Source organism: Gemmobacter megaterium, assembly GCF_900156815.1.
GTDB classification, from domain to species: Bacteria; Pseudomonadota; Alphaproteobacteria; order Rhodobacterales; family Rhodobacteraceae; genus Wagnerdoeblera; species Wagnerdoeblera megaterium.
In genome coordinates, this window is record NZ_FTOT01000016.1 from 14,251 (window position 1) to 40,030 (window position 25,780).

At 66.4% G+C, this 25,780-nt stretch carries 23 protein-coding genes; 11 read left to right on the forward strand and 12 right to left on the reverse strand.

The genetic code is table 11. From position 1 onward, the window contains the following. The first annotated feature begins 12 nt into the window (after positions 1-12). The 3 genes from BW970_RS18960 to BW970_RS18970 all read left to right on the forward strand — a co-directional run bounded on the left by BW970_RS18960 (position 13) and on the right by BW970_RS18970 (position 4,175). Positions 13-2,187: an RNA degradosome polyphosphate kinase gene (locus BW970_RS18960; protein WP_076534360.1), complete on the forward strand. Its 2,175-nt coding sequence runs from the start codon at positions 13-15 to the stop codon at positions 2,185-2,187. A gap of 147 nt (positions 2,188-2,334) precedes the next feature. Beyond that, positions 2,335-3,858 carry a Ppx/GppA family phosphatase gene (locus BW970_RS18965; RefSeq protein WP_076534320.1) on the forward strand — a complete coding sequence of 508 codons (1,524 nt, stop codon included), beginning with the start codon at positions 2,335-2,337 and terminating at the stop codon, positions 3,856-3,858. Between the two features lie 77 nt (positions 3,859-3,935). Further along, entirely contained in the window at positions 3,936-4,175 is a 240-nt protein-coding gene (locus BW970_RS18970) for an HP1242/YdcH family protein (protein WP_076534322.1), read from the forward strand. Positions 4,176-4,300: 125 nt separating this feature from the next. On the opposite strand, the gene BW970_RS18975 is transcribed toward BW970_RS18970, so the two are convergent. Then, positions 4,301-5,689: a D-amino acid dehydrogenase gene (locus BW970_RS18975; RefSeq protein ID WP_076534324.1), complete on the reverse strand. Its 1,389-nt coding sequence runs from the start codon at positions 5,687-5,689 to the stop codon at positions 4,301-4,303. An 87-nt stretch (positions 5,690-5,776) separates the two neighbouring features. Then, positions 5,777-6,364 (reverse strand): transglycosylase SLT domain-containing protein, encoded by a 588-nt coding sequence (locus tag BW970_RS18980; RefSeq protein WP_076534326.1) that lies wholly within the window; start codon positions 6,362-6,364, stop codon positions 5,777-5,779. 204 nt (positions 6,365-6,568) lie between these two features. Here BW970_RS18980 and BW970_RS18985 point away from each other — a divergent pair, with 204 nt between their 5' ends. Together BW970_RS18985 and gatB are read left to right on the forward strand one after the other, a co-directional pair. Continuing rightward, the gene (locus tag BW970_RS18985; RefSeq protein WP_076534328.1) at positions 6,569-6,823 is read left to right on the forward strand and encodes a hypothetical protein; all 255 of its coding nucleotides are present in this window, start codon (positions 6,569-6,571) and stop codon (positions 6,821-6,823) included. 74 nt (positions 6,824-6,897) lie between these two features. Then, positions 6,898-8,409, forward strand: coding sequence for an Asp-tRNA(Asn)/Glu-tRNA(Gln) amidotransferase subunit GatB (gene gatB / locus BW970_RS18990; protein WP_076534330.1), 1,512 nt, complete (start codon positions 6,898-6,900; stop codon positions 8,407-8,409). Between the two features lie 226 nt (positions 8,410-8,635). Here gatB and BW970_RS18995 read toward each other — a convergent pair whose 3' ends face one another. The 5 genes from BW970_RS18995 to tpiA all read right to left on the reverse strand — a co-directional run bounded on the left by BW970_RS18995 (position 8,636) and on the right by tpiA (position 14,758). After that, entirely contained in the window at positions 8,636-9,094 is a 459-nt protein-coding gene (locus tag BW970_RS18995; RefSeq protein WP_076534332.1) for a GNAT family N-acetyltransferase, read from the reverse strand. Between the two features lie 98 nt (positions 9,095-9,192). Continuing rightward, positions 9,193-11,493, reverse strand: coding sequence for a hybrid sensor histidine kinase/response regulator (locus tag BW970_RS19000; protein WP_229740558.1), 2,301 nt, complete (start codon positions 11,491-11,493; stop codon positions 9,193-9,195). A gap of 103 nt (positions 11,494-11,596) precedes the next feature. Next, a complete protein-coding gene (locus BW970_RS19005) occupies positions 11,597-12,745 on the reverse strand; it encodes an RsmB/NOP family class I SAM-dependent RNA methyltransferase (RefSeq protein WP_076534334.1) in 1,149 nt (382 codons plus the stop codon). Between the two features lie 3 nt (positions 12,746-12,748). Next, positions 12,749-13,951, reverse strand: a complete 1,203-nt coding sequence (locus BW970_RS19010) for a pyridoxal-phosphate-dependent aminotransferase family protein (RefSeq protein ID WP_076534335.1) — start codon at positions 13,949-13,951, stop codon at positions 12,749-12,751. A gap of 63 nt (positions 13,952-14,014) precedes the next feature. Beyond that, entirely contained in the window at positions 14,015-14,758 is a 744-nt protein-coding gene (gene tpiA, locus BW970_RS19015; RefSeq protein WP_076534337.1) for a triose-phosphate isomerase, read from the reverse strand. Between the two features lie 209 nt (positions 14,759-14,967). Between tpiA and BW970_RS19020 the strand changes: the two genes are divergently transcribed. Continuing rightward, positions 14,968-15,876: a carbohydrate kinase family protein gene (locus BW970_RS19020; protein WP_076534338.1), complete on the forward strand. Its 909-nt coding sequence runs from the start codon at positions 14,968-14,970 to the stop codon at positions 15,874-15,876. On the opposite strand, the gene BW970_RS19025 is transcribed toward BW970_RS19020, so the two are convergent. The 4 genes from BW970_RS19025 to BW970_RS19040 form a co-directional block, all read right to left on the reverse strand. After that, positions 15,873-16,598 (reverse strand): TIM barrel protein, encoded by a 726-nt coding sequence (locus BW970_RS19025; protein WP_159441479.1) that lies wholly within the window; start codon positions 16,596-16,598, stop codon positions 15,873-15,875. The two genes, BW970_RS19020 and BW970_RS19025, sit on opposite strands and share 4 nt — an antisense overlap. Positions 16,599-16,921: 323 nt before the next feature. Next, complete coding sequence (locus tag BW970_RS19030) at positions 16,922-17,887, reverse strand: helix-turn-helix transcriptional regulator (protein WP_076534340.1); 966 nt, start codon at positions 17,885-17,887, stop codon at positions 16,922-16,924. Between the two features lie 80 nt (positions 17,888-17,967). Then, on the reverse strand, positions 17,968-19,611 hold the full coding sequence (locus BW970_RS19035) for an amidohydrolase (RefSeq protein ID WP_076534342.1): 1,644 nt from the start codon (positions 19,609-19,611) through the stop codon (positions 17,968-17,970). 9 nt (positions 19,612-19,620) lie between these two features. Further along, positions 19,621-20,163 (reverse strand): MarR family winged helix-turn-helix transcriptional regulator, encoded by a 543-nt coding sequence (locus BW970_RS19040; RefSeq protein ID WP_076534344.1) that lies wholly within the window; start codon positions 20,161-20,163, stop codon positions 19,621-19,623. Between the two features lie 132 nt (positions 20,164-20,295). Between BW970_RS19040 and dctP the strand changes: the two genes are divergently transcribed. From dctP to BW970_RS19065, 5 genes are all read left to right on the forward strand, one after another. Next, on the forward strand, positions 20,296-21,318 hold the full coding sequence (gene dctP, locus BW970_RS19045; RefSeq protein ID WP_076534346.1) for a TRAP transporter substrate-binding protein DctP: 1,023 nt from the start codon (positions 20,296-20,298) through the stop codon (positions 21,316-21,318). A gap of 4 nt (positions 21,319-21,322) precedes the next feature. Then, positions 21,323-21,829 (forward strand): TRAP transporter small permease, encoded by a 507-nt coding sequence (locus tag BW970_RS19050; protein ID WP_076534348.1) that lies wholly within the window; start codon positions 21,323-21,325, stop codon positions 21,827-21,829. Then, entirely contained in the window at positions 21,826-23,184 is a 1,359-nt protein-coding gene (locus tag BW970_RS19055; RefSeq protein ID WP_076534350.1) for a TRAP transporter large permease, read from the forward strand. The genes BW970_RS19050 and BW970_RS19055 overlap by 4 nt, the downstream gene beginning before the upstream one ends. 26 nt (positions 23,185-23,210) lie before the next feature. Next, positions 23,211-24,872, forward strand: a complete 1,662-nt coding sequence (locus BW970_RS19060; protein ID WP_076534352.1) for a sulfatase-like hydrolase/transferase — start codon at positions 23,211-23,213, stop codon at positions 24,870-24,872. Between the two features lie 89 nt (positions 24,873-24,961). After that, entirely contained in the window at positions 24,962-25,450 is a 489-nt protein-coding gene (locus BW970_RS19065) for a hypothetical protein (RefSeq protein WP_076534354.1), read from the forward strand. Position 25,451: 1 nt separating this feature from the next. On the opposite strand, the gene BW970_RS19070 is transcribed toward BW970_RS19065, so the two are convergent. Next, a partial coding sequence (locus tag BW970_RS19070; protein ID WP_144039026.1) for an integrase core domain-containing protein occupies positions 25,452-25,780 on the reverse strand: 329 nt, incomplete at its 5' end.

Below are 25,780 nucleotides of genomic sequence, written 5' to 3' on the forward strand. Positions count from 1 at the left end.
CAAACAGGCGCCATGACCCAGGCCGATTTCCTCACCGCCCCGTTCTCTGCCCCCGTCGATCTGCCCGAGACTGACATTCTCGGGCCGCGACGCTTTTTCAACCGCGAACTGTCATGGCTCGCCTTCAACTGGCGCGTGCTGGACGAAGCGGCGAACCCCCGCGTTCCCTTGCTGGAGCGGTTGCGCTTCCTGTCGATCTCGGCCACCAACCTGGATGAATTCTACACCGTCCGGGTGGCGGGCCTGCGGCAACTGGCACGATCGGGCAAATGGCTGCCCTCCGAGGATGGGCGCAGCCCTGCCGAACAGTTGCAACTGATCAATGCCGATGCCCGCGACCTGATGGCGACGCAGCAAAAGACCTTTCGCGCCCTGACCAAGGAAATGGACGAGGCGGGGATCGTCATCCTGACACGGTCGCGCCTGACCCAGACCGACCGCGCCTTTCTGCACGACCATTTCCTGGCGCAGGTGTTCCCCGTCCTGTCCCCGCTGGCGATCGACCCCGCGCATCCGTTTCCCTTCATTCCCAACACCGGCTTTTCGCTGGGGCTGGAACTGGAACGCATTTCCGACCGGCGCAAGCTTCAGGCCCTGCTGCCGATTCCCGGCCAGATCGCACGCTTTGTCACCTTGCCCTCCAAGGACGGGCAGCATCGTGTGCTGCCGCTGGAAGAACTGCTGCTGCTGAACCTGTCCAGCCTGTTCCCCGGCTATGACGAAATGGGCTACTGCACCTTCCGCGTGCTGCGCGACAGCGATCTCGAGGTCGAGGACGAGGCCGAGGATCTGGTCCGCGAATTCGAGACCGCCTTGAAACGCCGCCGCCGCGGCGAGGTGATCCGGCTGAAAATCTCTGCCGGGGCGCCCCCCGCCTTGCGCGCGCTGATCATGGATGAACTGGGCGCCGCCGAGGACGAGGTGATTGAGGTCAAGGGCCTGCTGGGCGTCGCTGACCTCAAGGAACTGGTGCTGTCGTCCCGTCCCGACCTGCTCTGGCCGCCCTTTGCCCCCCGTGTGCCGGAACGTGTGACCGACCATGACGGCGACATCTTCGCAGCCATCCGGCAAAAGGACATGCTGCTGCACCACCCCTATGAGACTTTCGACATGGTGATCCGCTTTCTGCAAGAAGCGGCGCGCGATCCGAACGTTCTGGCCATCAAGCAGACGCTGTACCGCACCTCCTATGACAGCCCCATCGTCGATGCGCTGTGCGAGGCGGCCGAGGCGGGCAAATCGGTCACGGCGCTGGTGGAACTGAAGGCGCGGTTCGACGAGGCGTCGAACATCCGCCAGTCGCGCCGTCTGGAACGCGCGGGCGCCCATGTCGTCTATGGCTTCATCCGTTACAAGACCCATGCCAAGATCAGCACCGTCGTCCGGCGCGAGGGTGAGAACCTCGTCACCTATACCCATTTCGGCACCGGCAACTATCACCCGATCACCGCGCGCATCTACACCGACCTGTCGCTGTTCACCTGCAACCCGGCCCTGGGGCGCGATGCGACCAAGGTGTTCAACTATCTGTCGGGCTATGCCCAGCCCGAAGGGCTGGAAAACCTGGCCATATCGCCGACCGCGCTGAAGCCGCGCCTGCTGGAACTGATCGCGGCCGAGGCGGAACATGCCCGCCAGGGGCGCCCGGCACAGATCTGGGCCAAGATGAACAGCCTGGTCGACCCCGAGGTCATCGACGCCCTCTATGCCGCCTCGCAGGCCGGTGTGATGATCAGCCTGGTGATCCGCGGCATCTGCGGCCTGCGCCCTGGCATCAAGGGGCTGTCGGACAACATCCGCGTCAAATCCATCGTCGGCCGGTTCCTGGAACACAGCCGCATCGTCTGCTTTGGCAACGGCCATGGTCTGCCCTCGAAAGAGGCGCGGGTGTATATCAGTTCTGCCGACTGGATGGGCCGCAACCTGAATCGCCGCGTCGAAACCCTGATCGAGGCGGTGAACCCCACGGTCAAGGCGCAGATCGCCAGCCAGATCATGGCCGCCAACCTGGCCGACGAGGCGCAAAGCTGGATCCTCGGGCCGGACGGGCGCTACCTGCGGCAACTCGACGCCCCCGACGGCAAGCTGTTCTCGTGCCACAAATTCTTCATGGAAAACCCGTCGCTGTCCGGGCGGGGCAGTGCCGGAGCGGCCGACGTGCCGCGCCTGGCGCATTCCTGGGATTGACGCGGGCGCCTGTGTCGCCGCATCTTCGCGGCGTGAAGGCACTGCTGCATCATCTTGCTGAAAATACCCCGGGGGGAGGGGCGGCCCGCAAGGGCCGACCCGTAGGGGGCAGCGCCCCCTGCCCCGGCCGCCAATCCGGAATGCCCCATGAGCGATGATTTCGAACCCTTCGGCCGACCCCTGTTCGAAGACCCGTCAGCCCGCGCCCTCAGCCGTGTCGGCGTGGTGGACGTCGGTTCCAACTCCGTCCGCATGGTCGTGTTCGATGGCGCCGCGCGGTCGCCAGCCTATTTCTACAACGAAAAGGTCATGGCGGGTCTTGGCAAGGGATTGGCCGAAACCGGCAAGCTGAACCCGCAGGGCCGGAACCGCGCCATGGCGGCGCTGCGGCGATTCGCCCTGCTGGCCGAGGGCATGAAGATCTCGCCGCTGACGATCGTGGCAACCGCCGCCGTGCGCGAGGCCGAGGACGGCCCCGCCTTTCAGGCCGAGGTCGAGGCGGCGACCGGCCTGAAACTGTGGGTCATCGACGGCAACGAGGAAGCGCGGCTGTCGGCACAAGGAGTGCTGCTGGGTTGGCCGGGTGCCGCCGGCATCGTCTGCGACATCGGCGGCAACTCGATGGAACTTGCGCGCATCGGCAAAGGACAGGTGGGCAAGCGCATTTCCACTCCGCTGGGCCCCTTTCGGCTGCAACAGGTCCAGGGCGGCGCCGACGCACGCGCCAAGCTGATCGAGCGGGTGTTGCGCAAGGCGCGCGACACCATAGAGCCGGACAACGAACGCATCTATCTGGTCGGTGGCAGTTGGCGGGTGATCGCCCGGCTTGACATGGAACGGCGCGGCTATCCTCTGACCGTGTTGCACGAATACCGCATGACCCCCGAGGCGGTGCTGGAAACCATCGACTGGATTGCCCGCAACGATCTGGCTGTCCTGCGTGGTCGTACCGGCACTTCGGCAGAGCGGATGGAGCTGGTTCCGCTGGCCTGCGAGGTGCTGGGCGCCTTGGTCCGCATGTTCAAACCCAAGGAAATCGACGTTTCATCCTATGGCATCCGCGAGGGGCTGCTGTACGAACAGATGCCGGAAAGACTGCGCCAGCGCGACCCGCTGATCGAAGCCGCGCGGATGGCCGAAGCGACGCAGGCGCGGATTCCCGGCTTTGGCAAGAAGCTGTTCACCTTCCTGTCGCCGCTGTTCAAGGATGTCGAGCCAGAGGGAATGCGCCTGATCAAGGCTGCCTGTCTGATGCATGACACCACATGGCGCGCGCATCCAGACTACCGGGCCGAGGTGTGCTTTGACAACGTGACCCGCGCAAACCTGGGCGGGCTGGACCATCCCGGTCGGGTGTTCCTGGGTCTGGCCTTGCTGCACCGCTACAAGAACAGCCGCTCCGGCTCGCGCTTTGCGCCGCTGTTCTCGCTGCTGAACGAAGAACAGTTGCGCAAGGCCGAAGTGCTTGGCAAGGCCATGCGGTTCGGGGCGATGTTCGCACTTGGCGATCCGGCAGAGGCCGCAGCCCTGTCGTGGCACCCCAAGAAACGCATTCTGGAACTGGCACTTACGCCCAAGGGCGAAGCCCTGTTTGCAGAGGTGGCGCAGGCCCGCTTCGCCTCGCTTGCCCAGGCAATGCGCGCAACACCGCATATCGTGGCAGCCCGTTAGGGCGGTTTGATCCGGATCAAGGCAACGCGCGGTGCAGGTCGTCAAAGTCGTGCCATGACTTGCACAAGGAGCGCGACATGTCGAACACCCCACATCTGCTGGCCGACGAATTTCCGGCCGACGCACAGAAGATCCAGGATCTTCAGGCGGCAAATCCCCGGTTCGACAAGATTTGCAAAGAGTATGATCAGGTCAACCGCGCCGTGCACCGGGCAGAGATCCGCGTCGATCTGATGTCCGAGGCAGATGAGCAGGAGCTGCGCCGCCAGCGTGCCGCGCTGAAGGACCAGATTGCCCGGATGCTGGCCGACGCCTGAGCGCGCCCGGTTCGCGGACAGCCAGAAGCATCAGGGCCCCCGAGAGCAATCTCGGGGGCCCTGACGGCACTGTGTTCACTCGTACACACTCAGACAGGTAACGCGCGAAACCCGATTGGGTTCCCTCAGGCGGCGGCAGGGCGCAAACCGCCGGCCTGCGCCTTGCGCGAAGGGGTGCGGCCATAGCGCGCGACGGACAGGCCTTCGGGGTCGATCTCCGGTGCGCGCCCGTCGATCAGATCGGCCAGCAGACGCCCGGATCCCGCCGCCATCGTCCAACCCAACGTGCCATGGCCAGTGTTCGTCCACAGGTTGGCAATCGGGGTTGCGCCAACGATCGGAGTGCCATCGGGCGTCATCGGGCGCAGTCCGGTCCAGAAAGAGGCTGCTTGCAGATCTCCGGCGCCGCCGAACATCTCTGTCAGCGACTTTTCCAGCGTCGCGCGGCGGCGCGGGTTCAGCGAGGTATCGAACCCGGCAATCTCGGCCAGCCCGCCGACGCGAATCCGGTCGCCCAGCCGGGTGATCGCCACCTTGAATGTCTCGTCCATCACGGTCGAAACCGGCGCGCGGTCGTAATCGGTGATCGGCACGGTGATCGAATAGCCCTTCAGCGGCTCCACCGGCAGACGCACGCCCAGCGATTTCGCCAGCAATGGCGACAGCGAGCCAAGCGCCAGAACATAGCTGTCCGCCGTCATCAACCCCTCGGATGTGTCCACGCCGGTCACGCGCCCGGCTTCGGCCCGGATCGCGTTGATCGTCACGCCATAGCGGAAGACCACGCCCGCGGCTTCGGCCTTGTCAGCCAGCGCATTGGTGAACTTGAAGCAGTCGCCGGTTTCGTCGCCCGGCAGCCGCAGGCCCCCGGCAATCCGATGCGCAGCGCCAGCCAGCCCCGGCTCGGCCGCGATACAACCGGCACGGTCGAGCACCTCGAACGGCACACCATCGGCCTGCAACACCGCAATGTCCTTTTCTGCCGCCGCCACCTGCTTTTCGGTGCGGAACACCTGCAAGGTGCCTTGCTGACGCTCGTCAAAGCGCACGCCAGTATCGGCACGCAGTTCGGTCAGGCAATCGCGGCTGTATTCCGCCAGCCGCACCATACGGCTCTTGTTGCGCGCATAGGCCGGGCTGGTGCAGTTGGCCAGCATCTCCAGCATCCAGCGGATGCGGTCGGGGTTCATGGTCGGGTGCAGCACCAGCGGTGCGTGGCGCTGGAACATCCACTTGATGGCCTTCATCGGGACACCCGGCGCGGCCCAGGGGGCAGAATAACCGGGGCTGATCTCGCCCGCATTGGCAAAGCTGGTTTCCAGTGCGGGGCCAGGTTGCCGGTCGATCACCGTCACCTGATGCCCGCGTTTGGCCAGATACCAGGCCGTGGTAACCCCGATGACACCTGCACCCAGAACGATGATCCGCATGGAAGCCTCTCCTGATCGCGTTTCAGGAAAGGTAAGCCATGCAGACCTGAATTTCTTCGCATTCTTCGGCGCAGAATCCGCCATAGATCGAAGAAACTCCGGCTTTCGCCGCCAGATTCGAAGAAATGTTCCATGATGCCGTCCGAACACGCAAGGCTGTCCGGCCAGATGTCAGATTCGGCAGTAATCCTGCGACCGCGTCCATGCCGCGATCTCGGCCCGCTTCTTGCCATTGCGCATCGGGCCCCAATCCGCCGCCAGACCGCCCCAGCCCCCAGGGCCGCCAGCGACGACGCCGGTACGCTCGACCTGCCGGGAGGCGATATTGACCGCGCAACTCAGGTTCGACTGCCCGTCATACAGGGCGGTCGCATCACAGCCATAGGCGCGCGCGGTCGCCGGCGCGATCTGCAACAGGCCGCGGTATTTCCCACCTTCACCCGCCGCTTTGGGATTCCAGGTGCTTTCGTGCTTGGCCAAAGCCGAGAACAACCCCATCCAGAATGCCTTGCGATCGGCCTCGGACGCCTCGGGATAGGCCGGGCAGAAGGACTCGATATCCGCGGGGTCGGTGTCGATCAACGCGCGCCCCTTGGTGGAAATGGCGCTCAGGGTCGCATGGGTCCACTGGTCTCCTTCCGGCCGATGGTCCCAGCGTGCGGCGGGGGCGTCGGTGGTGGCTCCGGCGCCCATGGTACAGGCCATGGGCAGGCTCAGCGCAAGAAAGGCGGCGATCAGCGGTCGCATACGTGAGGTCATCGGTCGTTTCCGGTGGCGCCGGACCCGTTGTCCGGCGCTGTTGCCAGTGCGCGCCTTCGACCGACCACGCAAGCGGGCCGGGCCGGGTCGGCCCGGAACCGGCGGAAACCTGCTTGAATCTCTCCGCAGTCTGTCCAAGACCGCGCCTTATTTCCGCCGCAGCCACTGGCAATGATCAGACAGCACGTGATCAGGAGATGTCAGATGGCCTATGTCAACGAACTGCCGACTCGGCCCCGCACGCCCACCCTGCGCCGGGTGCTGGCCGAAATGCTCCGCGTCGCGGGCCTGCGCCCTGCGGAACCTGCGCCTGCGAAACGCGCGCTTGCGGCGCCCGGCCCGGCAACCGAGGCGATCATCGACGCCGACATGGCCCGCATGGCGAGTTTCGGATCGTGGTCAGCCTTGCGTGACGAACTGCGCGCCAGCGACCAGGCCGCCCGCAGGACGATGGCCTGACCCAAGCCCACAAGCACCTTGAAGCGCCGCGTCCCACGCACTAGGACAGGGACATGCCGCAGAAAGGGACACCCATGCTCGACCTGACCTTCCAGCCGCCCAAACCCAAGGTGATCGCCGGGGCCAGGCATGACTGGGAACTGGTGATCGGGATGGAGATCCACGCGCAGGTGTCGTCGAACGCCAAGCTGTTCTCCGGCGCCTCGACCACCTTCGGATCCGAGCCGAATTCCAACGTTGCCTTTGTCGATGCCGCGATGCCTGGCATGTTGCCGGTGATCAACGAATTCTGCGTCGAACAGGCGGTGCGCACCGGGCTGGGGCTGAAGGCAGAGATCAACCTGATGTCGGCCTTTGACCGCAAGAACTATTTCTACCCCGACCTGCCGCAGGGCTATCAGATCAGCCAACTCTATCACCCCATCGTGGGCGAGGGCGAGGTGATCGTGGATATGGGCCCCGGCGTCGCGCGGCGCGTGCGGATCGAACGCATCCATCTGGAACAGGACGCCGGAAAGTCGATCCATGACATGGATCCGGCGCTGTCCTTTGTCGATTTCAACCGCACCGGCGTGGCGCTGATGGAAATCGTCAGCCGCCCCGACATTCGCGGCCCCGAGGAGGCAGCGGCCTATGTCGCCAAGTTGCGCCAGATCCTGCGTTATCTTGGAACCTGCGATGGCAATATGCAGAACGGCAACCTGCGGGCGGATGTGAACGTGTCGATCTGCCGGCCCGGCGCCTATGAGCGGTATCAGAAAACCCAGGATTTCGGCCATCTGGGTACGCGCTGCGAGATCAAGAACATGAACTCCATGCGCTTCATCCAGGCGGCTATCGACTATGAGGCCCGCCGCCAGATCGCCATTGTCGAGGATGGCGGCAGCGTGGTGCAGGAAACCCGGCTGTATGATCCCGACCGGAACGAAACCCGGTCGATGCGGTCCAAGGAAGAGGCGCATGATTACCGCTACTTCCCCTGCCCCGACCTTTTGCCGCTGGAAATCGAACAGGCCTGGGTCGATGACATCGCTGCCCGGATGCCGGAACTGCCCGATGCCAAGAAGGCGCGGTTCATGGGGGAGTTCGGCCTGACCGACTACGATGCCTCCGTGCTGACGGCCGAGCTGGAGGCCGCCGCCTATTTCGATGCCGTGGCCCAGGGCCGCGATGGCAAACAGGCGGCGAACTGGGTCATCAACGAACTGTTCGGTCGCCTGAACAAGGAAGGTCTGACCATCGCCGACAGTCCGGTGTCCGCGGCCCAGTTGGGCGGCCTGCTGGATCTGCTGGCCGACCAGACCATTTCGGGCAAGATCGCCAAGGATCTGTTCGAAATCCTCTGGACCGAGGGCGGCGATCCGGCACAAATTGTGGAATCGCGCGGCATGAAACAGGTCACCGACACCGGCGCCATCGAGGCTGCGGTGGACGAGATCATCGCAGCCAACCCCGCGCAGGTGGAAAAGGCCAAACAGAACCCGAAGCTGGCAGGCTGGTTCGTCGGCCAGGTGATGAAGGCGACGGGCGGCAAGGCCAACCCGGCGGCCGTCAATGACCTGGTGGCGAAAAAGCTGGGCGGGTGATTTCGCAAAGCGCGCCGGATTGCCTGCGGTGGCCGCGTGCAATCTTGCAGGCGACCGCTGCTACATCCGGCAGGACGGGACGTTTATGCCCGATGATCGCCCGCGCCCCGCATGGGATCAGGGAACCAGGCCACCCTGTTGACCGCCATTGTCCAAGGCGTGCGGCAGGACCGGACAGGCGTGGCTGCCATCGCCCGTGCCCGACAGGGCTGCGGCGCAATTGACGTCAGATCATCCGGGTCATGAACACGCTGTTGGGATCGTCCCGATAGCCTTCGAACGGTCCGCATTCGACAAAACCGGCCTTGGCATACAGCGCACGCGCAGGCGCAAAACCGGGTTGGACCCCAGTTTCCAGGCTGAGGCGGCGATAGCCATCGGCCTGGGCCTCTGCAATCAGATGGTCGAGCATCCGGCGTGACAATCCCGCCCCGCGATGTTCCGCGAGAATATGCATCGACTTGATCTCGGCGTGATCGGCGCTGATACGCTTGAACGCACCCATGCCGATGGCCTCACCATCACGACGCATCACAAAGAATGCGATCCCCGGCGCGGCCAGCGCGTCGGCCGGCAGCATGTGGATGGATTCCGGCGGTGTTTCGGAATGCATGTCCGCTGTGTGCCGCTGGTGCAGCAGGGAAAGGGCATCCTGAACGGGGTGTTCGCGGGCAATGGTGATCATGCGCTGCCTTCATCGTCTGTCTGCATGTTGTGGCCGCGCAGCGCGATGGCCGCAAGTCCCATTGCATCAGACGCGCGGAAAATCCGCATCGCACGAATTCAGTGCAGTTGGTTGTGGACCGTGCGCGTCAGATCGTCGAGCGAGAAGGGCTTGGGCAGAAAGACCGAATGCGGAATATCCTCCTGCACATCGGCAAAGCCATCCTCGGCATAGCCCGAGACGAACACCACCCGGACGTCGGGACGATCCTTGAGGGCCGCGCGCACCCAACTGGGGCCATCGAGACCGGGCATGATCACATCGGTGACAAAGACATCCACGCTGACGGCTGGGTCTTCGAGTATGTCCAGCGCCACCTCGGCGTTCTCCGCCTCGATCACGGTATAGCCACGCAACCGCAAGGCACGCGCGGCAAAGGCGCGCACCGGCGCCTCATCCTCGACCAACAGCACGACGCCCTGGCCAGAGCGGGGCAGGACCGGCGGCGGCAGATATGGCGGCGCCACCTCCTCTGCCGGTCCGGTGTGCAGCGGAAAGTAGATCGAAAATACGGCGCCCTGCTCCGGTAACGTGTCGACGAAGATATACCCGCCCGATTGCTTGATGATCCCGTAGGCGGTGGACAGCCCCAGCCCCGTGCCCTCGCCCGGACGCTTGGTGGTGAAGAACGGCTCGAATATCTTGTCGGAGAGATCAGCCGGAATGCCCGGCCCCTGATCCATCACCCGCATCAAGGCATATTCCCCCGCCGGAACCACCGCCCGATCGCGCCGCATTTCGGCGGTGAGGTGGCAGGCCTCGGTCTCGATGCGGATGGTGCCGCCCTTGGGCATGGCATCGCGGGCATTGACGACAAGGTTCATCAACACCTGCTCCAGTTGCCGCCGGTCTGCCCGGATTGCGCCCACACCCTCGGCCGGGGCGAGTTCCAGCCGCACCCGCTCGCCCACAAGGCGCTTGAGCAGATGGGTCACATCTCCCAGAACATCCGCGAGGTGAACCCGCTCTGGCTTCAACGTCTGTTTGCGCGAGAAGGCCAGAAGCTGACCGACAAGCGCGGCGGCGCGATTCGCGTTCTGATGGATCTGCGCAAGGTCGGCATAATCGGGGTCAGACGGCTCGTGTCGCAACAGCAACAGGTCGCAGTGCCCCGAGATCGCCGTCAGCAGATTGTTGAAATCATGGGCAACGCCGCCGGCCAACTGGCCGATTGCCTGCATCTTCTGGCTTTGGACGAACTGCGCCTCCAGCGTCTTCATCGCGGTGGCATCGGAAATCACCGCCAGCAAACCGTCTTGCGGCAAGCTTCCCAGCGGGCGGAGCGCGAGTTGCACGAACACTTCGGGGCCTGCACGGCTCAGCCGCACGACTTCCGCCTTGCCGGGCAGACGACCGGCCGCGACATCGCCGATCCAGTCGCGGACGGATCGTCCCAGACCTTCGAACAGGTCGGAAGCATTGGGCATCTGCCCTGTGTCGATCCGCAACAACGCCCGCGCGGCGGCGTTCGCCTCTTGCACCGCGCCATTGGGATGCAGGCGGATCAGCGCGATCGGCAAATCCTCCAGCCCCTCCAGCACAGGGGCACGGCCGAGCGCGACAGCGGGCAGCAGGTAAATCTCGCGCCGATCCGCCGCCCCTTCGATCTCTGTCACGACGGCCTCGACCGGGCCATCGGCGCCTGCGACCGTGACGAGCATACCCGAACGGACGGGCAGATCGGTGAAGACGCGATCCAGCGTGCGCGGCCGGGTGCCCATCAGGCGGCGCATCGCTTCGTTCGCGTAGAGCACGGCGCCGGTGCGGCCTGCCACAAGCATGGGCAGGCTGACGCCATCCGCCCCCCGCCCCTGCCCCGTCCGGTCCAGGAATTCATCGAATCGCCACAGGAACCGCCCCGGAGCACTGCGATGCACGGACAGACGGACATGACCGCGGCGGGTCACCACATCCTCACGTGCATGGCCAAGGGTCGCTGCCCGGCTTTGCAGCCGGTAGAGAACGGCCGACGGATGCGCAAAGACATCGCCGAGCATGGCCACCAGCGTCACCGCATCATTGCGACCGAAGCGGGCCTGTGCGGCGCGGTTGCGATACAGCACCTGCCCCAGATCATCCGTGGCAAAGCAGGGCGCCTCATCCTCGGCCACCAATGCGTGCAGCCGGGCAACGGCGCGGCGGCGGAGCCCGCGCCCCGCAATCGCAGCCAGCACCGAGAGCGCAACGGCAAACCACAAGGTGGCAGCCACCGTCCACAGCGCAAGGCGTGCGGACCCGTCTGGCACCGCAAGGCCGGACACGGCCAGAACCACCGCAAGCACCAGCAATGGCAGGCGGCGCGGCTGCGGCGCGTCAGCGCCGTCTTGTGGTGGTTCGGCCAATGGCGTGACGACGGACACGAAGCCCCCTATTCATGAATCGCCTCGCTCCATAGGGACCGGAAATCGTTAACCCCCGATTAATGGCCCCGATTCAATCCATGGGGGAAAGTCTGCCCCGGCGCTACCCCCGGAGCAACGCCAGATAGAACCCGTCCCCCCCATCCAGCGGGGTCAGGCGCATGTCGCGCTGCATCCGGAACCGCGGGCTGCGCGCCAGAAACGCGGCGACGGCGGCGCCATTCTCACACTCCAGGACCGAGCATGTCGCATAGGCCAGCCAGCCCCCCGGCGCGACCTGTGCGGCGGCAGCGTCAAGAACCGCAGCCTGGGTGGCGACAAGCGCGGAAAGGCGGGCGGCATCCAGGCGCCAGCGCGCCTCGGGCGACCTGCGCCAGGCGCCGGACCCCGAACAGGGCGCATCGGCCAGAACCAGATCATGGCCAGCCGCAAGCGCGGCGGTCTGCACTGTCCGCACAGGCACCCCGGCGCGGGCCGCACGCGCCGGCAGATCGACCATGCGGCGCGGATCGACGTCATGGGCGGACAGATCCAGCCGCGCCAATGCGGCCATGGCCAGCGATTTGCCCCCGCCACCGGCGCAATAATCCAGCACCCGCATCCCGTCTGCCAGCGGCAGTGCCTGCACCACCGCCTGCGAGGCTGCATCCTGCAATTCGACCAGCCCCTCCCGATAGGCCGCAGAACCGGCAATCCGGCGCGCACCTGCCACAACCTCCAGCGCAGGTGTGGCCAAGGGATGGGGATGCGTCTCGATGCCTTCGGCCCGCAAGACCGTCTGCGCCTGTGGCACTGTGGCCTTGCGCAGGTTCACCCGCAGGAAAACCGGCGCCCGCGCCTGCATCGCCTGCATGACCGCCGCAAAATTCCCGCCCAGCGACTCGCGCATCTGCGGCGCCAGCCAGTCCGGGCAATCCAGCGCCTCCAGATCGGTCATCGGACGCGGGCGCTCATCGGAGGCGACGGGCGCTGGCGCATGACCCTCGCCGGTGAACAGCGTCGAGGGATCGACCCCCTGCCCCCGCAGCACGCCCAGCATCAGGCCCCGGCCCGTGCCAGCCCCGCCAAGGGCCGCCGCCGACCGCATCCGGCGCAGCGCATCGAACACATGGTCCCGCACCGCCGCGCGATCGGCGGATCCGGCAAACCGGCTGGACCGTGCCCAGTTGACCAGCGCCTTTTCCGCCGCCTCGCCCGCGACAATCCGGTCCAGTACGGCGATGGCAGCGGCCACCCGCGCGCCGGGCGTCACCGCTCAGCCCCCTGCAACGACACGGGCTGCCGCTGCCACGCCGCCCGAACCATGGGCAATGCCCAGCGCCTGCAACCCCGCCTCCATCACCGCCAGGGTACCCAGCACCATATGGGCATTCACATGGCCCATGTGCCCGACCCGCAAATAGCCGTGCCAGCGCGGATCATCGGGGGGCGCCATGCCCAGACCGATGCCCAGCGTCACCCCGGCCTCGGTCTCGCACCACTGGCGCAGGCGGGTGGCGTCGGGCGCCGCAATCCGGGCGCCGGTCACGGCCCGCGCCCGCGCGGCCGGGTCGGCGATGTTCAGCGCAATGTTGCTGGCCCCATCCCCCCAGGCCTCGAACGCGGCCCAGACGGCGCGGGCCAAGGTGTCGTGCCGGGCCCAGACATGCTCCAGCCCCTCTTCATGCACGATCATCGTCAGCGCCTCGCGCAGACCATACAGATGATGGGTCGGCGCGGTTCCGCCAAAGTTCATCCAGAATTCGGTCGCGCGCGCGCGAACCGTCCAATCCCAATAGGGCGTCCGCAAATCAGACTCGCGGCACAGTTCCAGCGCCCGATCCGACACCCAGACAAAGCCCAGGCCCGGCGGAACCATCAACCCCTTTTGACTGGCCGACACCGCAACATCGACACCCCAGGCGTCGAATTCAAAGCGATCGCAGCCCATCGAGGCAATGCAATCCACGGCGAGCAAGGCCGGATGCCCGACCGCATCCAGCGCCGCGCGCACCGCGGCCACATCGTTCAGCACAGAACTTGCCGTATCGACATGGGTCAGCAGCACGGTGCGAATCCGGCCTTGGGTGTCGGCGCGCAGGGCCGCCTCGACCCGGTTGGCATCGACGGGCGCGCTGCGGCCAAAGTCGATCATCTCGACCTCGACCCCCAGATCCCGCGCCTGCTGGGCCCAACCTTCGCCGAACCGCCCCGTCACCAGCGACAGCGCCTTGTCGCCACGGCGGAACATGTTGACGTTTGCCGCCTCCCAGGCGCCATGACCATTGGCGATATAGATCGCCACATTCTGCGCGGTCCGGGCCACCGCCTGAAGATCGGCGCGCAGGCCGGGCATCATGTCGACCAGCGCCCCGGCGTAGATGTTGGGCGCCGCCCGATGCATCGCGTTCAACACGCGGTCAGGCATGACAGAGGGGCCGGGAATGGCGAGTATCTGGCGGCCCTGGGCAAGGCTCATGGCGATCTCCTGCGGATGAATGCCCAATGGCTAGGCGTTTGCCCCGGCAAGGTCAACGCCTGCTCAGGCCGCCCCAAGCGCGGCGACGATCGCCAGAAAATCCGCCGCCTTCAACGAGGCCCCTCCCACCAGGGCCCCGTCCACATGCGGCAGCGCAAAGATGGCCGCCGCATTGGCGGGTTTCACCGATCCGCCATAGAGCAGCGGCACCTGCTCTGCGGCGCCGGTGCCAAAGCGCCGGGCAAGGCCCTCGCGCAATGCGCTGTGCACCTCGGCAATCTGCGCCTCGGTGGGGGTGCGCCCGCTGCCGATGGCCCAGACCGGCTCGTAGGCCACCACCAGCCGCGCCGGATCGGCCCCTTCGGGCACCGAAGCGGCCAGTTGTCGGCCCACCACCGCCAGCGTGTGCCCGGCCTCCCGCTCGGCCAGGGTCTCGCCCAGGCAGACGATCGCCATCAGACCGGCCGCCTGTGCCGCCCGCGCCTTTTCGGCGACCATGGCATCGGTCTCGGCATGATCCGCGCGGCGCTCGGAATGGCCAAGGATCACATGGCTTGCCCCGGCATCCACCAGCATCGCGGCGGAAATATCGCCGGTATGGGCACCTTGCGGCGCGGCATGGCAATCCTGCCCGCCGATGGCGATACGCCCCTCTGCCGCACAGACCCCGCGATGGACAAGCGTCGCGGGCAGACACAGCAGCACATCACAGCCCGGTTGCGGCGCGGCGCAGATCGCCGCCAGCTCTGCCAGATCGGCTTTCAGCCCATGCATCTTCCAGTTGCCTGCCGCCAGCTTGCGCGTCATTCCGCCCTCCAGGTTCTCAAATCCGTCCGGCCATGCCACAGCCAGCGCCCCCGCGCAAGAAAACCGTGGCACCGGCACGCCTGCCTCTGCGCTTTGGTCGGACTATCGTCAGAGGGCGCACTTGCCCGTCACGCCAAGGGCGGGCAGCGCGCCCCTTGCCCCCACCGCCGCAACCCGGCAAGACAGGGGCGTTCCCAAAGGACTGTCCCATGCCCGATGCCTCGATCCTTTGCTGCGGCGAAGCCCTGATCGACATGCTGCCCGGCCCCGGCGGCAGCTTTCTGCCCCGGCCCGGCGGGGCGGTGTTCAACACCGCCCTGGCGCTGGGGCGGTTGGGGGCGCGGGCGGAATTCTTCTGGGGTCTGTCGCGCGATGACCTTGGCGACCTGCTGGCAGGGCACCTGGCGGCGGCAGGTGTCAACACCGCCGCCTGTCCGCGGGTTGATCGGCCCTGCACCCTGGCCTTTGTGCATCTGGAAAATGGGCAGGCCCGCTATGAGTTTTCCGACACCGGCACGGCGGGCCGGATGCTGACCTGCGCCGACCTGCCCGCCACCCTGCCCGAGGCGCTGTTCTTCGGCGGTATCTCGCTGGCCGCCGAACCCTGCGGCAGCACGATGGAGGCGCTGTTCGCACGCGCCGCACCATCCCGCGCGGTGATGGTGGATCCGAACATCCGCCCCGGCCTGCTGCGCGACCCGGCCAACTATCGGATGCGGCTGAGCCGGATGCTGCGCGGGGCCGATATCGTGAAACTGTCGACCGAGGATCTGGGCTGGCTCGCGCCCGAGCCCGACGCTGCCGTGGCCGCCCTGCTGGAGGCGGGCGTCCGGCTGGTCTGCGTGACCGACGGGGCACGGGGCGCACGTGCGCACCTGCGCGGGGCCACGCTGCACGCCCCTGCGCACAGCGTGCGGGTGGCCGATACCGTGGGGGCGGGCGATACGTTCAACGCCGGGCTGCTGGCCTCGTTGCAAGCGGCAGGCGCCCTGACAAAGCCGGGGCTGGCCCAGCTTGCACCGGGCACCGTACAGACCGCGCTTGACCTGGCCACGGCGGCAGCGGCCATCACCGTCTCGCGCCTTGGCGCCGATCCGCCCTGGGCGCACGAACTCTAGCCGCGCAGCCCCGCCACCACCTCGGATACCGGGCGGCCAGGCCGGTATTCCAGCCCCATCACCGGCACCAGGCGCCGCAGCGCCTGCCATTGCGGCACCTCGTCAGGCATGGGATCGCCCCGGTCGCGCAGCCGGGCAAGTTGCAGATGCCCAAGGTGCGGCGCGGCCAGACGGATCCGCTCCAGCGCGTCGGCTGCGCCATAGAGCGTGCCAAGATGGTACCAATCCGCCATAAGCCGCAGCCTGGGATCGGGCAGCAGCGCGCGGACGGCGTCGAATGCCTCCAGACTGGCCAGATGATAGCCCGGCGCGGCCTGTGGGCAGATCGGTTCCAGCAACAGGGGCCGGTCGGTCCGTGCCAGCGCCCAATGCAGGTTTTCCAGATAGGTCTCGCGGGCCTTGGCGCCTTGTGCCAGCCCCGCCACCACATGCACCGCGCCCGCCCCCAGCCGCTGCGCCACGTCCAGCGCGCGGGCGAAATCTTCGCGGAACCCGGCGCGGGATATGGCGGCGCGCCCCATCGTCGGCCCCATGAAGGTGTTCAGGCCAACCAGCATCACCCCCGTTTCGGACAAGGCCGCCTGGATCGCCGCCAGATCGCCCGTCTGCGCCTGATCATGGAATTCGACGGCATCGAACCCGGCGCCCGCAGCCGCGCGGATCCGCTCGGGGAATGGCAGGTCGGTAAACAGAAAGCCCAGATTGGCCGACAGTCTGATCATGCCCGATCCTTGCGCCGGTCCGGGGCCTTGCGCAAGGGGGCGAGGCCATGCGCGGACCCTGGCGGCAAGCCTGCCTGGCAGACCCGCCACGGTTCCGGCCGACCGCTGCCGACCGGAACCGCAAGGCCAAGGCCGGGGCATCAGAGCTCCCCCCTCTGCCCCGGAGCCGGTTCCGCGCCCGTCGAGGGGACAAAAGCCCCGGACCCGGCTCCATCGCAATATCCTGTTCCGGGGCAAGGCCCGGCAAAGGCTGGTTCTGCAAACGGCGACATTCTGACCACCGCGGCGCAGCAAGTCTTGGGTCTGGCGGCATCCAACGCGGCTTAGCCGGAACCCGCCGCCCTGCGCAGCGCGGCGGCCCGCACATCGCTGGGGGTCGCGCCGAACTGGCGGCGGAACCGGGCGTTGAAGGCCGACAGATCGCCAAACCCCGCATCCATCGCCAGCCGCCCGATGGGCTGGCCCGCGCTGGCCGGATCGCACAACCGCTGGTGCACCCACAACAGACGCCGCAACGTGACATGATCGGCAAAGGAGGTGCCGTCGTCCGCGAACAGCGCCCGCAGATACCGCGCCGAGATGCCATGACGCGCGGCCATCCAGTCGCCCGACAATTCCGGGCTGGTCAGGTTCCGCTCGATATCGGCGCGGATCGCACGCAGGCGGGCAACGCGCGCGCCCCGCCCGCGCGCGATCTGTTCTGCCTCGCGCCCCGCACCGATCGCCAGCACCGCAAGATCCTGCAAATGTGTCATGCACTGCGCCATGTCCTCTGGCGGCATCAGCGCGGCTTCGGCATGAAGCGCACGGGCATAGGCCAGCAGGATCCGCCACTGCGGGGTCAGCGCCGTCTGGTCACGCAGGGCCAGCCGATCCGCGGCAGGACCGATGACGGCGCGCGGCAGCGACAGGTAAAAGGCGCTGGCCTGCGGTCCGTGGAACCGCGCCACACCCGGCACCTCGGTCGGATCCAGATACAGGAAGCCGGGCTTCATCTCCTGATCCCGCCCGCCGCGCTGGCCAATGGTGAACCCGCCGGTGACAGGCACATGCAGCAGGATATTGTCGCCGGTCTGGGCCGCCATCGCCATACTGCGCCGCGTGATACAGGCCGAATGGGTCGTTTCCGCAAGGATCGCCCCGCCCACCAGCGCGATGGAGGTGCTGGAGGCGAACTCCCCCTCGGTCGGTTCAACATGCAGATGGCAGATGCGGGTGCAGGCATCTTCGAACTCGGCCACCCTGCGCGCGGCGTGGAACTGTGACGTGTCGAGAGTGAAGTGGCTCATGCGCCTTAAACCGTTGAAGACCTGCCCGCATCCAAACCCGCACGCAGCGGACAGGGCAAGACGCAATCGCCGCACCGTGCCTATAGCGCGCCGAAAACCACCTCGCCGGCAAACAGCGTGGCGCCCGGACGGGTCGCGCCCAGTTCGGCCGTGGTCAGGCTGTCCAGCGGATGGTCCAGCACGATCAGATCGGCAGAGGCCCCGCGCGCCAGCACGCCCGTCACCCCGTCCAGCCGCAAGGCGCGGGCCGCATTGGTCGTGAAAACCGGCAAGGCGCGGTCCAGCGGCACCGCCTGATCGGCGCCGACACTGCCGGGGTGCACGCCTGTCGGATCGGTCCGGCTGATCATGCCTGCCAGCCCCGTCCAGGGATCGGCATCGGGCGCGGCCGCAGGCCAGTCGGATCCATAGATCACCGCCGCCCCGGCATCGAGCAGCGATCGCACCGGATGGCAGCTTTCCGCCCGCGCGTCGCCCAGCACCTGCCGCTGTCCGGGCGTCACGGGGTTCGGATACCACAGTTTGGGCGATACTTCGGGCACCGCATCCAGCGCGGCAAAGCGGGCAATATCCTGGGGTCGGATGAAATTGGAATGCGCAATCTCGTGGCGCAGACCGCTGGACCCGTTGGCAGCCCGCGCTGCGGCAATCGCATCCAGCCCCACCTGGATCGCCCGATCCCCGACCGCGTGCATCTTGACGGTAAACCCGGCCGCATCCAGCAGCACCAGTTCTTCGGCCAGCCGTTCGGGCGTGATCAGCAGCATGGCGTCCGGGTCATGCACCGCCGCGTCCTGCCCCGGATAGGGTGCGCAAAAGGCGGCCGTGCGGGCAATCGGCACCCCATCCAGAAACAGCTTGGCAAAGCCGGTGTGCAGATTGGGCGAGGTATAGGCGGCGCGCAGGGCCTGCATCTCGTCCAGCGGCACCCAGTCCGACGCAAAGGGCGAGAACCGCGTCAGATGCGCGCCGGTGTGCAACCGCAGGCGCCCGGCGCGATCCGCCTCGGCATAGGCGTTCAGCTCCGGCGCAAAGGCCATGGGCTCCTTGAATCCGGTCATGCCCATGGAATGGAAATAGGCCGCCATGTGCCCCACAGCCTGCGCAAGCTGTGCAGGCGTCGGCTGCATGAAGGGCTGCACCAGACTGCCCGCCGTTTCGATCAGGATGCCCGTGGGCACCCCGTCGGCATCGCGCTCGATCACGCCGCCCGGCACTTCGGGGGTTGCCGCAGCGATGCCCGCCAGGCGCATGGCGGCAGAGTTCACCCACAGATTGTGCTGCGACACATCCTTGAGCACCACGGGATGATGCGGGGCGATGCGGTCCAGCATCTCGCACGGGCGCGGGCCAAGGGCGGCGCGGTCGAACGGCCGCCAGGGGCCGCCGATGATCCACTCCCCGTGCGGCATCGTTGCCGCCTTGGCCGCCACACCGTCCAGCACCGCCTGCAAAGCGGCGCCAAGGCCGGGAAAAACCTCGGACAGGTCGCGGCACGCGCCCCACAGGCCATGGGTATGGCTGTCGATCAGCCCCGGCATTACCGCCTTGCCATGCAGACGGTGCACGCGCGTGCCGGGACCGGCCAAAGCCTCGACATCCGACGCCGCGCCCACCGCCACGATGCGCCCCCCCGTCACCGCAAGCGCCTGCGCAACGGGCTGCGCGGGATCCATTGTGCGGATCCGGGCATCGGTCAGGATCAGGTCAGGCGGCTGGCGCATCGGAACCTCTCAGATATCGGGTGGCAAGGGCGGCAGGGGCGGCATGGTGCGCGGCAGATCCGGCAAACCTTCGGCCACTTCGCGCAGCCGGGTCAGCATGGCGACCAGCCGCTCCAGCTCTTCGCGGCCATAGGCGGCCTCGATGTCACGGTAGACCGCTTCGGAGATCACGGCCGCCCGGTTGAACACCGAACGCCCCCGGTCAGTCAGCGTCAGCAGGCGACGGCGGGCATCCTGGCCCGGAAGGGTCTGGATCAGGCCGCGATCCTCCAGGCTTTTCAACAGGCGCGACACCGAAGGCTGCAACAGCGCGCAGCGTTCGGCCAGCGTGCGCACGTCCAGCGGCACCCCCGGCGCCAGGGCACGCACCACCCGCCATTGCGGCTGGGTCAGACCCAGCGCGTCGGTGTGCCGCTTGAACTTGTTGGCCGTCGCCGCGCGGGCCCGCAGCAAGGCGATGGGCAACGAGGATTCGAACCCGCGCAAGGCCACGATCGGGGCATCCGGCCCTGCGTCGGCAGGCTGGCCAGTCAGGCCTGGTCGATCTGTCATGCCCGCCCCCCTTTCACCGCGATATGGATCCCATGATCCACTTGACTGATGAACATGTTATTGTTTAACCTGTTATGAAAAGAAAGATCAAGCCCCCGGATCAACCGGAGGCACCCAACACGGAGAAGCGCGATGAAGATTTTCAAGGCTGGGCTCCTTTCTGCCCTGATGCTGGCGGCACAGCCAGCGGCGGCCGACACGACAATCGTATTCAACAACTTCCTGTCGCCCAACGACAAGTTGTGGCTGGACGTGATGAAACCCTGGATCGCCGATATCGAGCGGGTGACAGAGGGCCGGGTCAAGTTCACCGTTCCGGCCTCGTCGCTGGCGCCGCCGCCGGAAATTCTGAACTCGGTGCAACAGGGCGTCGCGGACGGGGCGTTCCAGATGGTGGGTTTCCTGCGCGAACAACACCCCGAATTGCAGTTGTCGCTGCTGCCGATGACCTATTTCGGCAACGAAGAAACCTCTGTCGCCCTGTGGCGGACCTGGGAGACGCATTTCAAGGGCAAGAACGATCTGCGGGATGTAGAGCTTCTGGGGCTGGTGACCACGCCGCCCGGCAGCTTTCTGAACATGAAGAAAGACCCGTTCCAGAGCCTGTCCGACCTGAAGGGCGTCAAGATGTGGTCGCTGCCCGGCCTGGCCTCGGACACGCTGGCGGCCACGGGGGCGGTGGTGTCGCCCGGCCCCGCCGTGCGGATGTACGAGGTGATTTCCGGCGGCGTCGTCGATGCCTTTTGCTGCATCAACTTCGAATCGCTCGAAGTGTTCAACGTCACCCAATATGTCGGTGCAGCGACTGAAGTGCCGGGCCATCTGTTCGCCCCGGCCTTTGCCGTCTTCATCCGCAGCGATGTGATGGCCGAGATCAGCCCCGAGGATCAGGCCCGCATCCGTGAAGTGTCGGGGGAAAAGCTGGCCCGCTATGGCAGCTTTGGCGATCCGGCAGAGGCAGCCGCCCGTCAGCGCGCCATCGACAACGGCGTGCCGATCGTTCCGGCTTCGGAGGCATTCGTGGCCGAGCTGGAACAGGCGTTCGAGCCGGTGCGCGCGGCGTGGTTCAAGGCGGTAGAGCCCATGGGGATCGACGGCGCCGCCGCGCTGGAGTTCTATCTGGAGCAGCAAAAAGCCATCGCGGACGGGAACTAGGGCGATGCAGGCGATCTGGCGCTGGCTGGAGCGGGGCCTGGAGGCGATCATCAGCCTGTGCCTGATCGTCATGACCGGCCTGACCGTGGTGGATGTGGCGGGGCGCTACTTTCTGAACGCCCCGCTGCGCGGCGGTTATGAAATTTCGGAAATGCTGATGGGCCTGACGGTCTTTGCCGCCCTGCCCCTGGCAACCCGTGCCGAAGGGCATCTGACGGTTGGGTTGCTGACCGAGCGCCTGTCGGGACAGGCCCGCCGCATCCACCGCATCGTCATCCTGTTGATCACGGTGGGCGCCTTGGCCTTCATCGCCTGGCGCATGGGGGTGCAGGCCGACATCCTTGCGCGGTCCAAGGCTGCGTCGGGGTCGCTGCAACTGCCGCTCTGGCCGGTGGCGCGCGCCATGTCGGTGCTGGCGTGGCTGGCCTGCGCCGTTTCGGTCATGCTGACGCTGCGGGCATTGATGGGACTGGACCGCGAGGCCCATGCCGCGAAAGGATCGCTGGAATGACCATCTCGCTTGTCGGCTTTGCGGTCCTGCTGGGGCTGATTTTCTTTGGTGTCCCGCTGGGCTTTGCGCTGATCCTGGTCGGGCTGGTCGGCTTTGCCATCGTGCGCGCCGACATGGTGGGCCAGGCGCTGATGACCTGGGGCGACGCCGGGTTGGCGCTGAACGCCCGCGCGGTGAATGGCGCGCTGGTGATGGCCGGACAGCAGATGTACGATCAGGTCACGAACTATGGGCTGACCGTGATCCCGCTGTTCGTGCTGATGGGGGCGTTCATCCACCGCAGCCAGTTGGCGCAGGAACTCTATGATGCCGCGAATGCCTTTGTCGGCCACCGGCGCGGCGGGCTGGCCATGGGCACCATCGCGGCCTGTGGCGGGTTTGGCGCCGTCTGCGGATCCTCCATCGCCACCGCCGCCACCATTTGCCGGGTCGCCATGCCCTCGATGCGCCGCTTCGGCTATGCCGACAGCCTGTCCACCGGCGCGATTGCCGCCGGGGGCACCCTGGGCATCATGATCCCGCCCTCGGTGCCCATGGTGATCTATGGGCTGCTGTCGGAAACCGACATTGCCAAACTGTTCATCGCCGGTGTTCTGCCGGGCCTTTTGCTGATCGTGCTGTTCTTCGGCACGATCGCCGTGATGACGGCACTGAACCCCGAGGCTGGCCCGCGCGGGGCGCGGGTGCCATGGGGCGAACGCTGGGGGCTGGTGGCGCGGGTCTGGGGCGTGGTGGTGATTTTTGTTGTCATCATCGGCGGTATCTATGCCGGTATCTTCACCCCGACCGAGGCGGCGGGCATCGGCGTGGCGGCCGCCGCCCTGTTCGCCTGGGCGCGCGGAAAACTGGGCTGGACCGAACTGCGTGAAAGCCTGGTGGAAACCGGCATCACGACCGGCATGATCTTTGTCGTCGCCTTTGGCGCGGTGATCTTTTCCAACTTCGTCAACCTTGCCGGGTTCACGCGGGCGATTTCCGACTGGCTGGTGGGCCTGAATGCCCCGCCGCTGGGCGTGGTGGTGGCGATCTGCGTGGTCTATCTGATCATGGGATGCGTGTTCGACAGTCTGGCCATGCTGATCCTGACCGTGCCGATCTTTGCCGCCATCCTCAAACCCATGGGGGTGGATATGGTGTGGTTCGGCATCGTCGCGGTGATTGCGGTGGAACTGGGCCTGATTACGCCGCCCATCGGGATCAACGTCTTTGTCGTCAAATCCGCAGTGCCCGATGTGAACATCTGGACCGTGTTCCGCGGGGTCTGGCCCTTTGTGCTGGCGATGCTGGCGGCGCTGATCATCGTGCTTCTGGTGCCGCAAACCGCCACATTCCTGCCCGGCCTGATGGCCCGCTGAGACAAGACCCCGAGGAGGAGGAGCCGATGGGCCAGATCCGCAACATCCTGTTCGTGATGTATGACCAGTTGCGCCACGATTATCTGTCCTGCGCAGGCCATCCCACGATGCGCACCCCCAACTTCGACCGTCTGGCGGCGATGGGGGTGCGGTTCAGCCATGTCTATGTGCAATCGCCGATCTGCGGTGCCAGCCGCATGAGCTTTTACACCGGGCGCTATGTGCATTCGCATGGCGCGGCCTGGAACAACTTTCCGCTCAAGGTGGGGGAAATGACGCTGGGCGACCATCTGCGCCCGCTTGGGGTGGACAGTTGGCTGATCGGCAAGACCCATATGAAGGCCGATGCCGCAGGCATGGCCCGCCTGGGCCTGGCCCCCGACAGCGTGATCGGCGCCCGCGTGGCCGATTGCGGGTTCGATGTCTGGGTGCGCGAGGACGGGCTGGTCGCCGAAGGGCCCGAAGGGTTCTACGACACCAAACGTTCGCCCTACAACGAATGGCTGAAATCCAAGGGCTATCCAGCCGAGAATTCCTGGCACGTCCATGCCAATTCGGGCGTGGACGAACAGGGCGACATCGCCTCGGGGTGGTTGCTGTCCAATTCCCTGCTGCCCGCCAACATCCGCGAGGATGACAGCGAGACACCCTGGCTGACCTCGCAGGCGCTGGACTTTCTGGCAGACCAGAGCGGCAAGGCGCCCTGGCTGTGCCATCTGTCCTATATCAAGCCGCACTGGCCCTATATCGTGCCGGCGCCTTACAACACGCTGTATTCTGCGGCCGATGTGGTGCCCGTGGTGCGCTCTGATGCCGAACGGGTCGGCGCACATCCGGTGTTCGACGCCTTCATGAACAATCAGCCGGGGCAAGCGTTTTCCAAGGATGGCGTGCGCGAAACCGTGATCCCCGCCTATATGGGGCTGATCGCGCAATGCGATGACCAGTTCGGCCGCCTGCTGGACCATCTGGAAACGACCGGCCAGATGGACAGCACGATGATCGTGCTGACCTCGGACCATGGCGATTATCTGGGCGATCACTGGATGGGGGAAAAGGATTTGTTCCATGACCCCTCTGTCCGTATTCCGCTGATCATCTATGACCCGCGGGCACAGGCGGACGGCACCCGCGGCACCGTCTGCGATGCGCTGGTCGAGGCGATCGACCTCGCCCCCACCTTTGTCGAGGCGATGGGCGGCACACCTGCAACGCATGTTCTGGAGGGGCGTTCGCTGGTTCCCTGGCTGCATGGGCAAACGCCCGACTGGCGCGATGCTGTGTTCAGCGAATACGACTATTCCGGCATGGCCATCGCCGGAAACCTTGGCCTGTCCCCGCGCGAGGCGCGTTTGTTCATGGTGTTCGACGGCCGGTGGAAGCTGATCCATGCCGAAGGCGGTTTCCGCCCCATGCTGTTCGATCTGGACACCGACCCGGACGAGTTGACCGACCTTGGCGCCCTGCCCCGCCATGCCGAGGTGATCGCGCGGCTGGAACGACGGCTTGCCGACTGGGCCCGCCGCCCGGCGCAACGCACGACGATTTCCGACGAGACCATCGTGACCATGCGCGGCAAGTCGCGCCGCCACGGCATCATCATCGGCGCATGGGAGGCGGAAGATCTCGCCCCCGATCTGCGGGCGAAACTGCAAGGAAAACCGGCGCACGATTATCGGGGCGTCTAGGCCCCGCCTGCGGCCCCTCCGCCCTTCGGTGGTCATCCACAACAACCATGGCGGCGCGCGGGTTGAAGCGATCCAGCGCGAGACATCGGATGTGGCGGGCCGAGGCCAGGGTGGCCGGGATCCGGCCGCGGGGACTATATAGTGTCGCCATCGAGGCCGTGGTCGAAGACCCCTCCGTCCACACGGCCGAGGCCGGGGCGGTGGCCCCGCCGGTCCGCTATTCGGCCTTGCCCCGCCGCCCGACCCTGCCCATGGTCCGGGGGCTGCTGGCCCGCCTGATGCCCGACGATGCCAACCGCGCCGTGCTGTCCTGGCAACCTGCGCCCGGCGCGGATCTCTATCAGATCGAGATGGCCGAGGGCGGCGATCTCGATGATCCCGAGGTCAGCTGGACCCGCGTCGCCGAGACCACCGCCAGCCAGTATTTCCTGACGGTCCTCGACCCGTCGCGCACCATGGTGCGGGTGCGGGGCATGGGCCTGGCCGCCGGTCCCTGGACCGGCGCGGCGGTCGGCCATCTGGTCGGCCTCTACTGGCTGCTGAGCTACTCCCCATCTCTTGGACAGGATCTGGCGTAAATTAAGCTACTCGTTGCGCCTGCTGATCGGGTTGGTTGATGTCATTTCTCTGCCAATAGACCAGCGCCGGTGGCTTGCCGCCGAGGGCCGAGTGAGGGCGCTGGTGGTTGTAGAAGGTCATCCATTTCCGGATGGCCGCTTTCGTCTCCGATCCGGTCTCCCAGGCATGCAGGTAGACGCACTCGTATTTCAGGGTGCGCCACAGTCTCTCGATGAAGATGTTGTCGAGGAAACGGCCTTTTCCATCCATCGAGATCCGCACGCCTGATCGGCGGAGCCGATCTGTCCAGGCGAAAGAGGTGAACTGGGATCCCTGATCCGTATTCATTA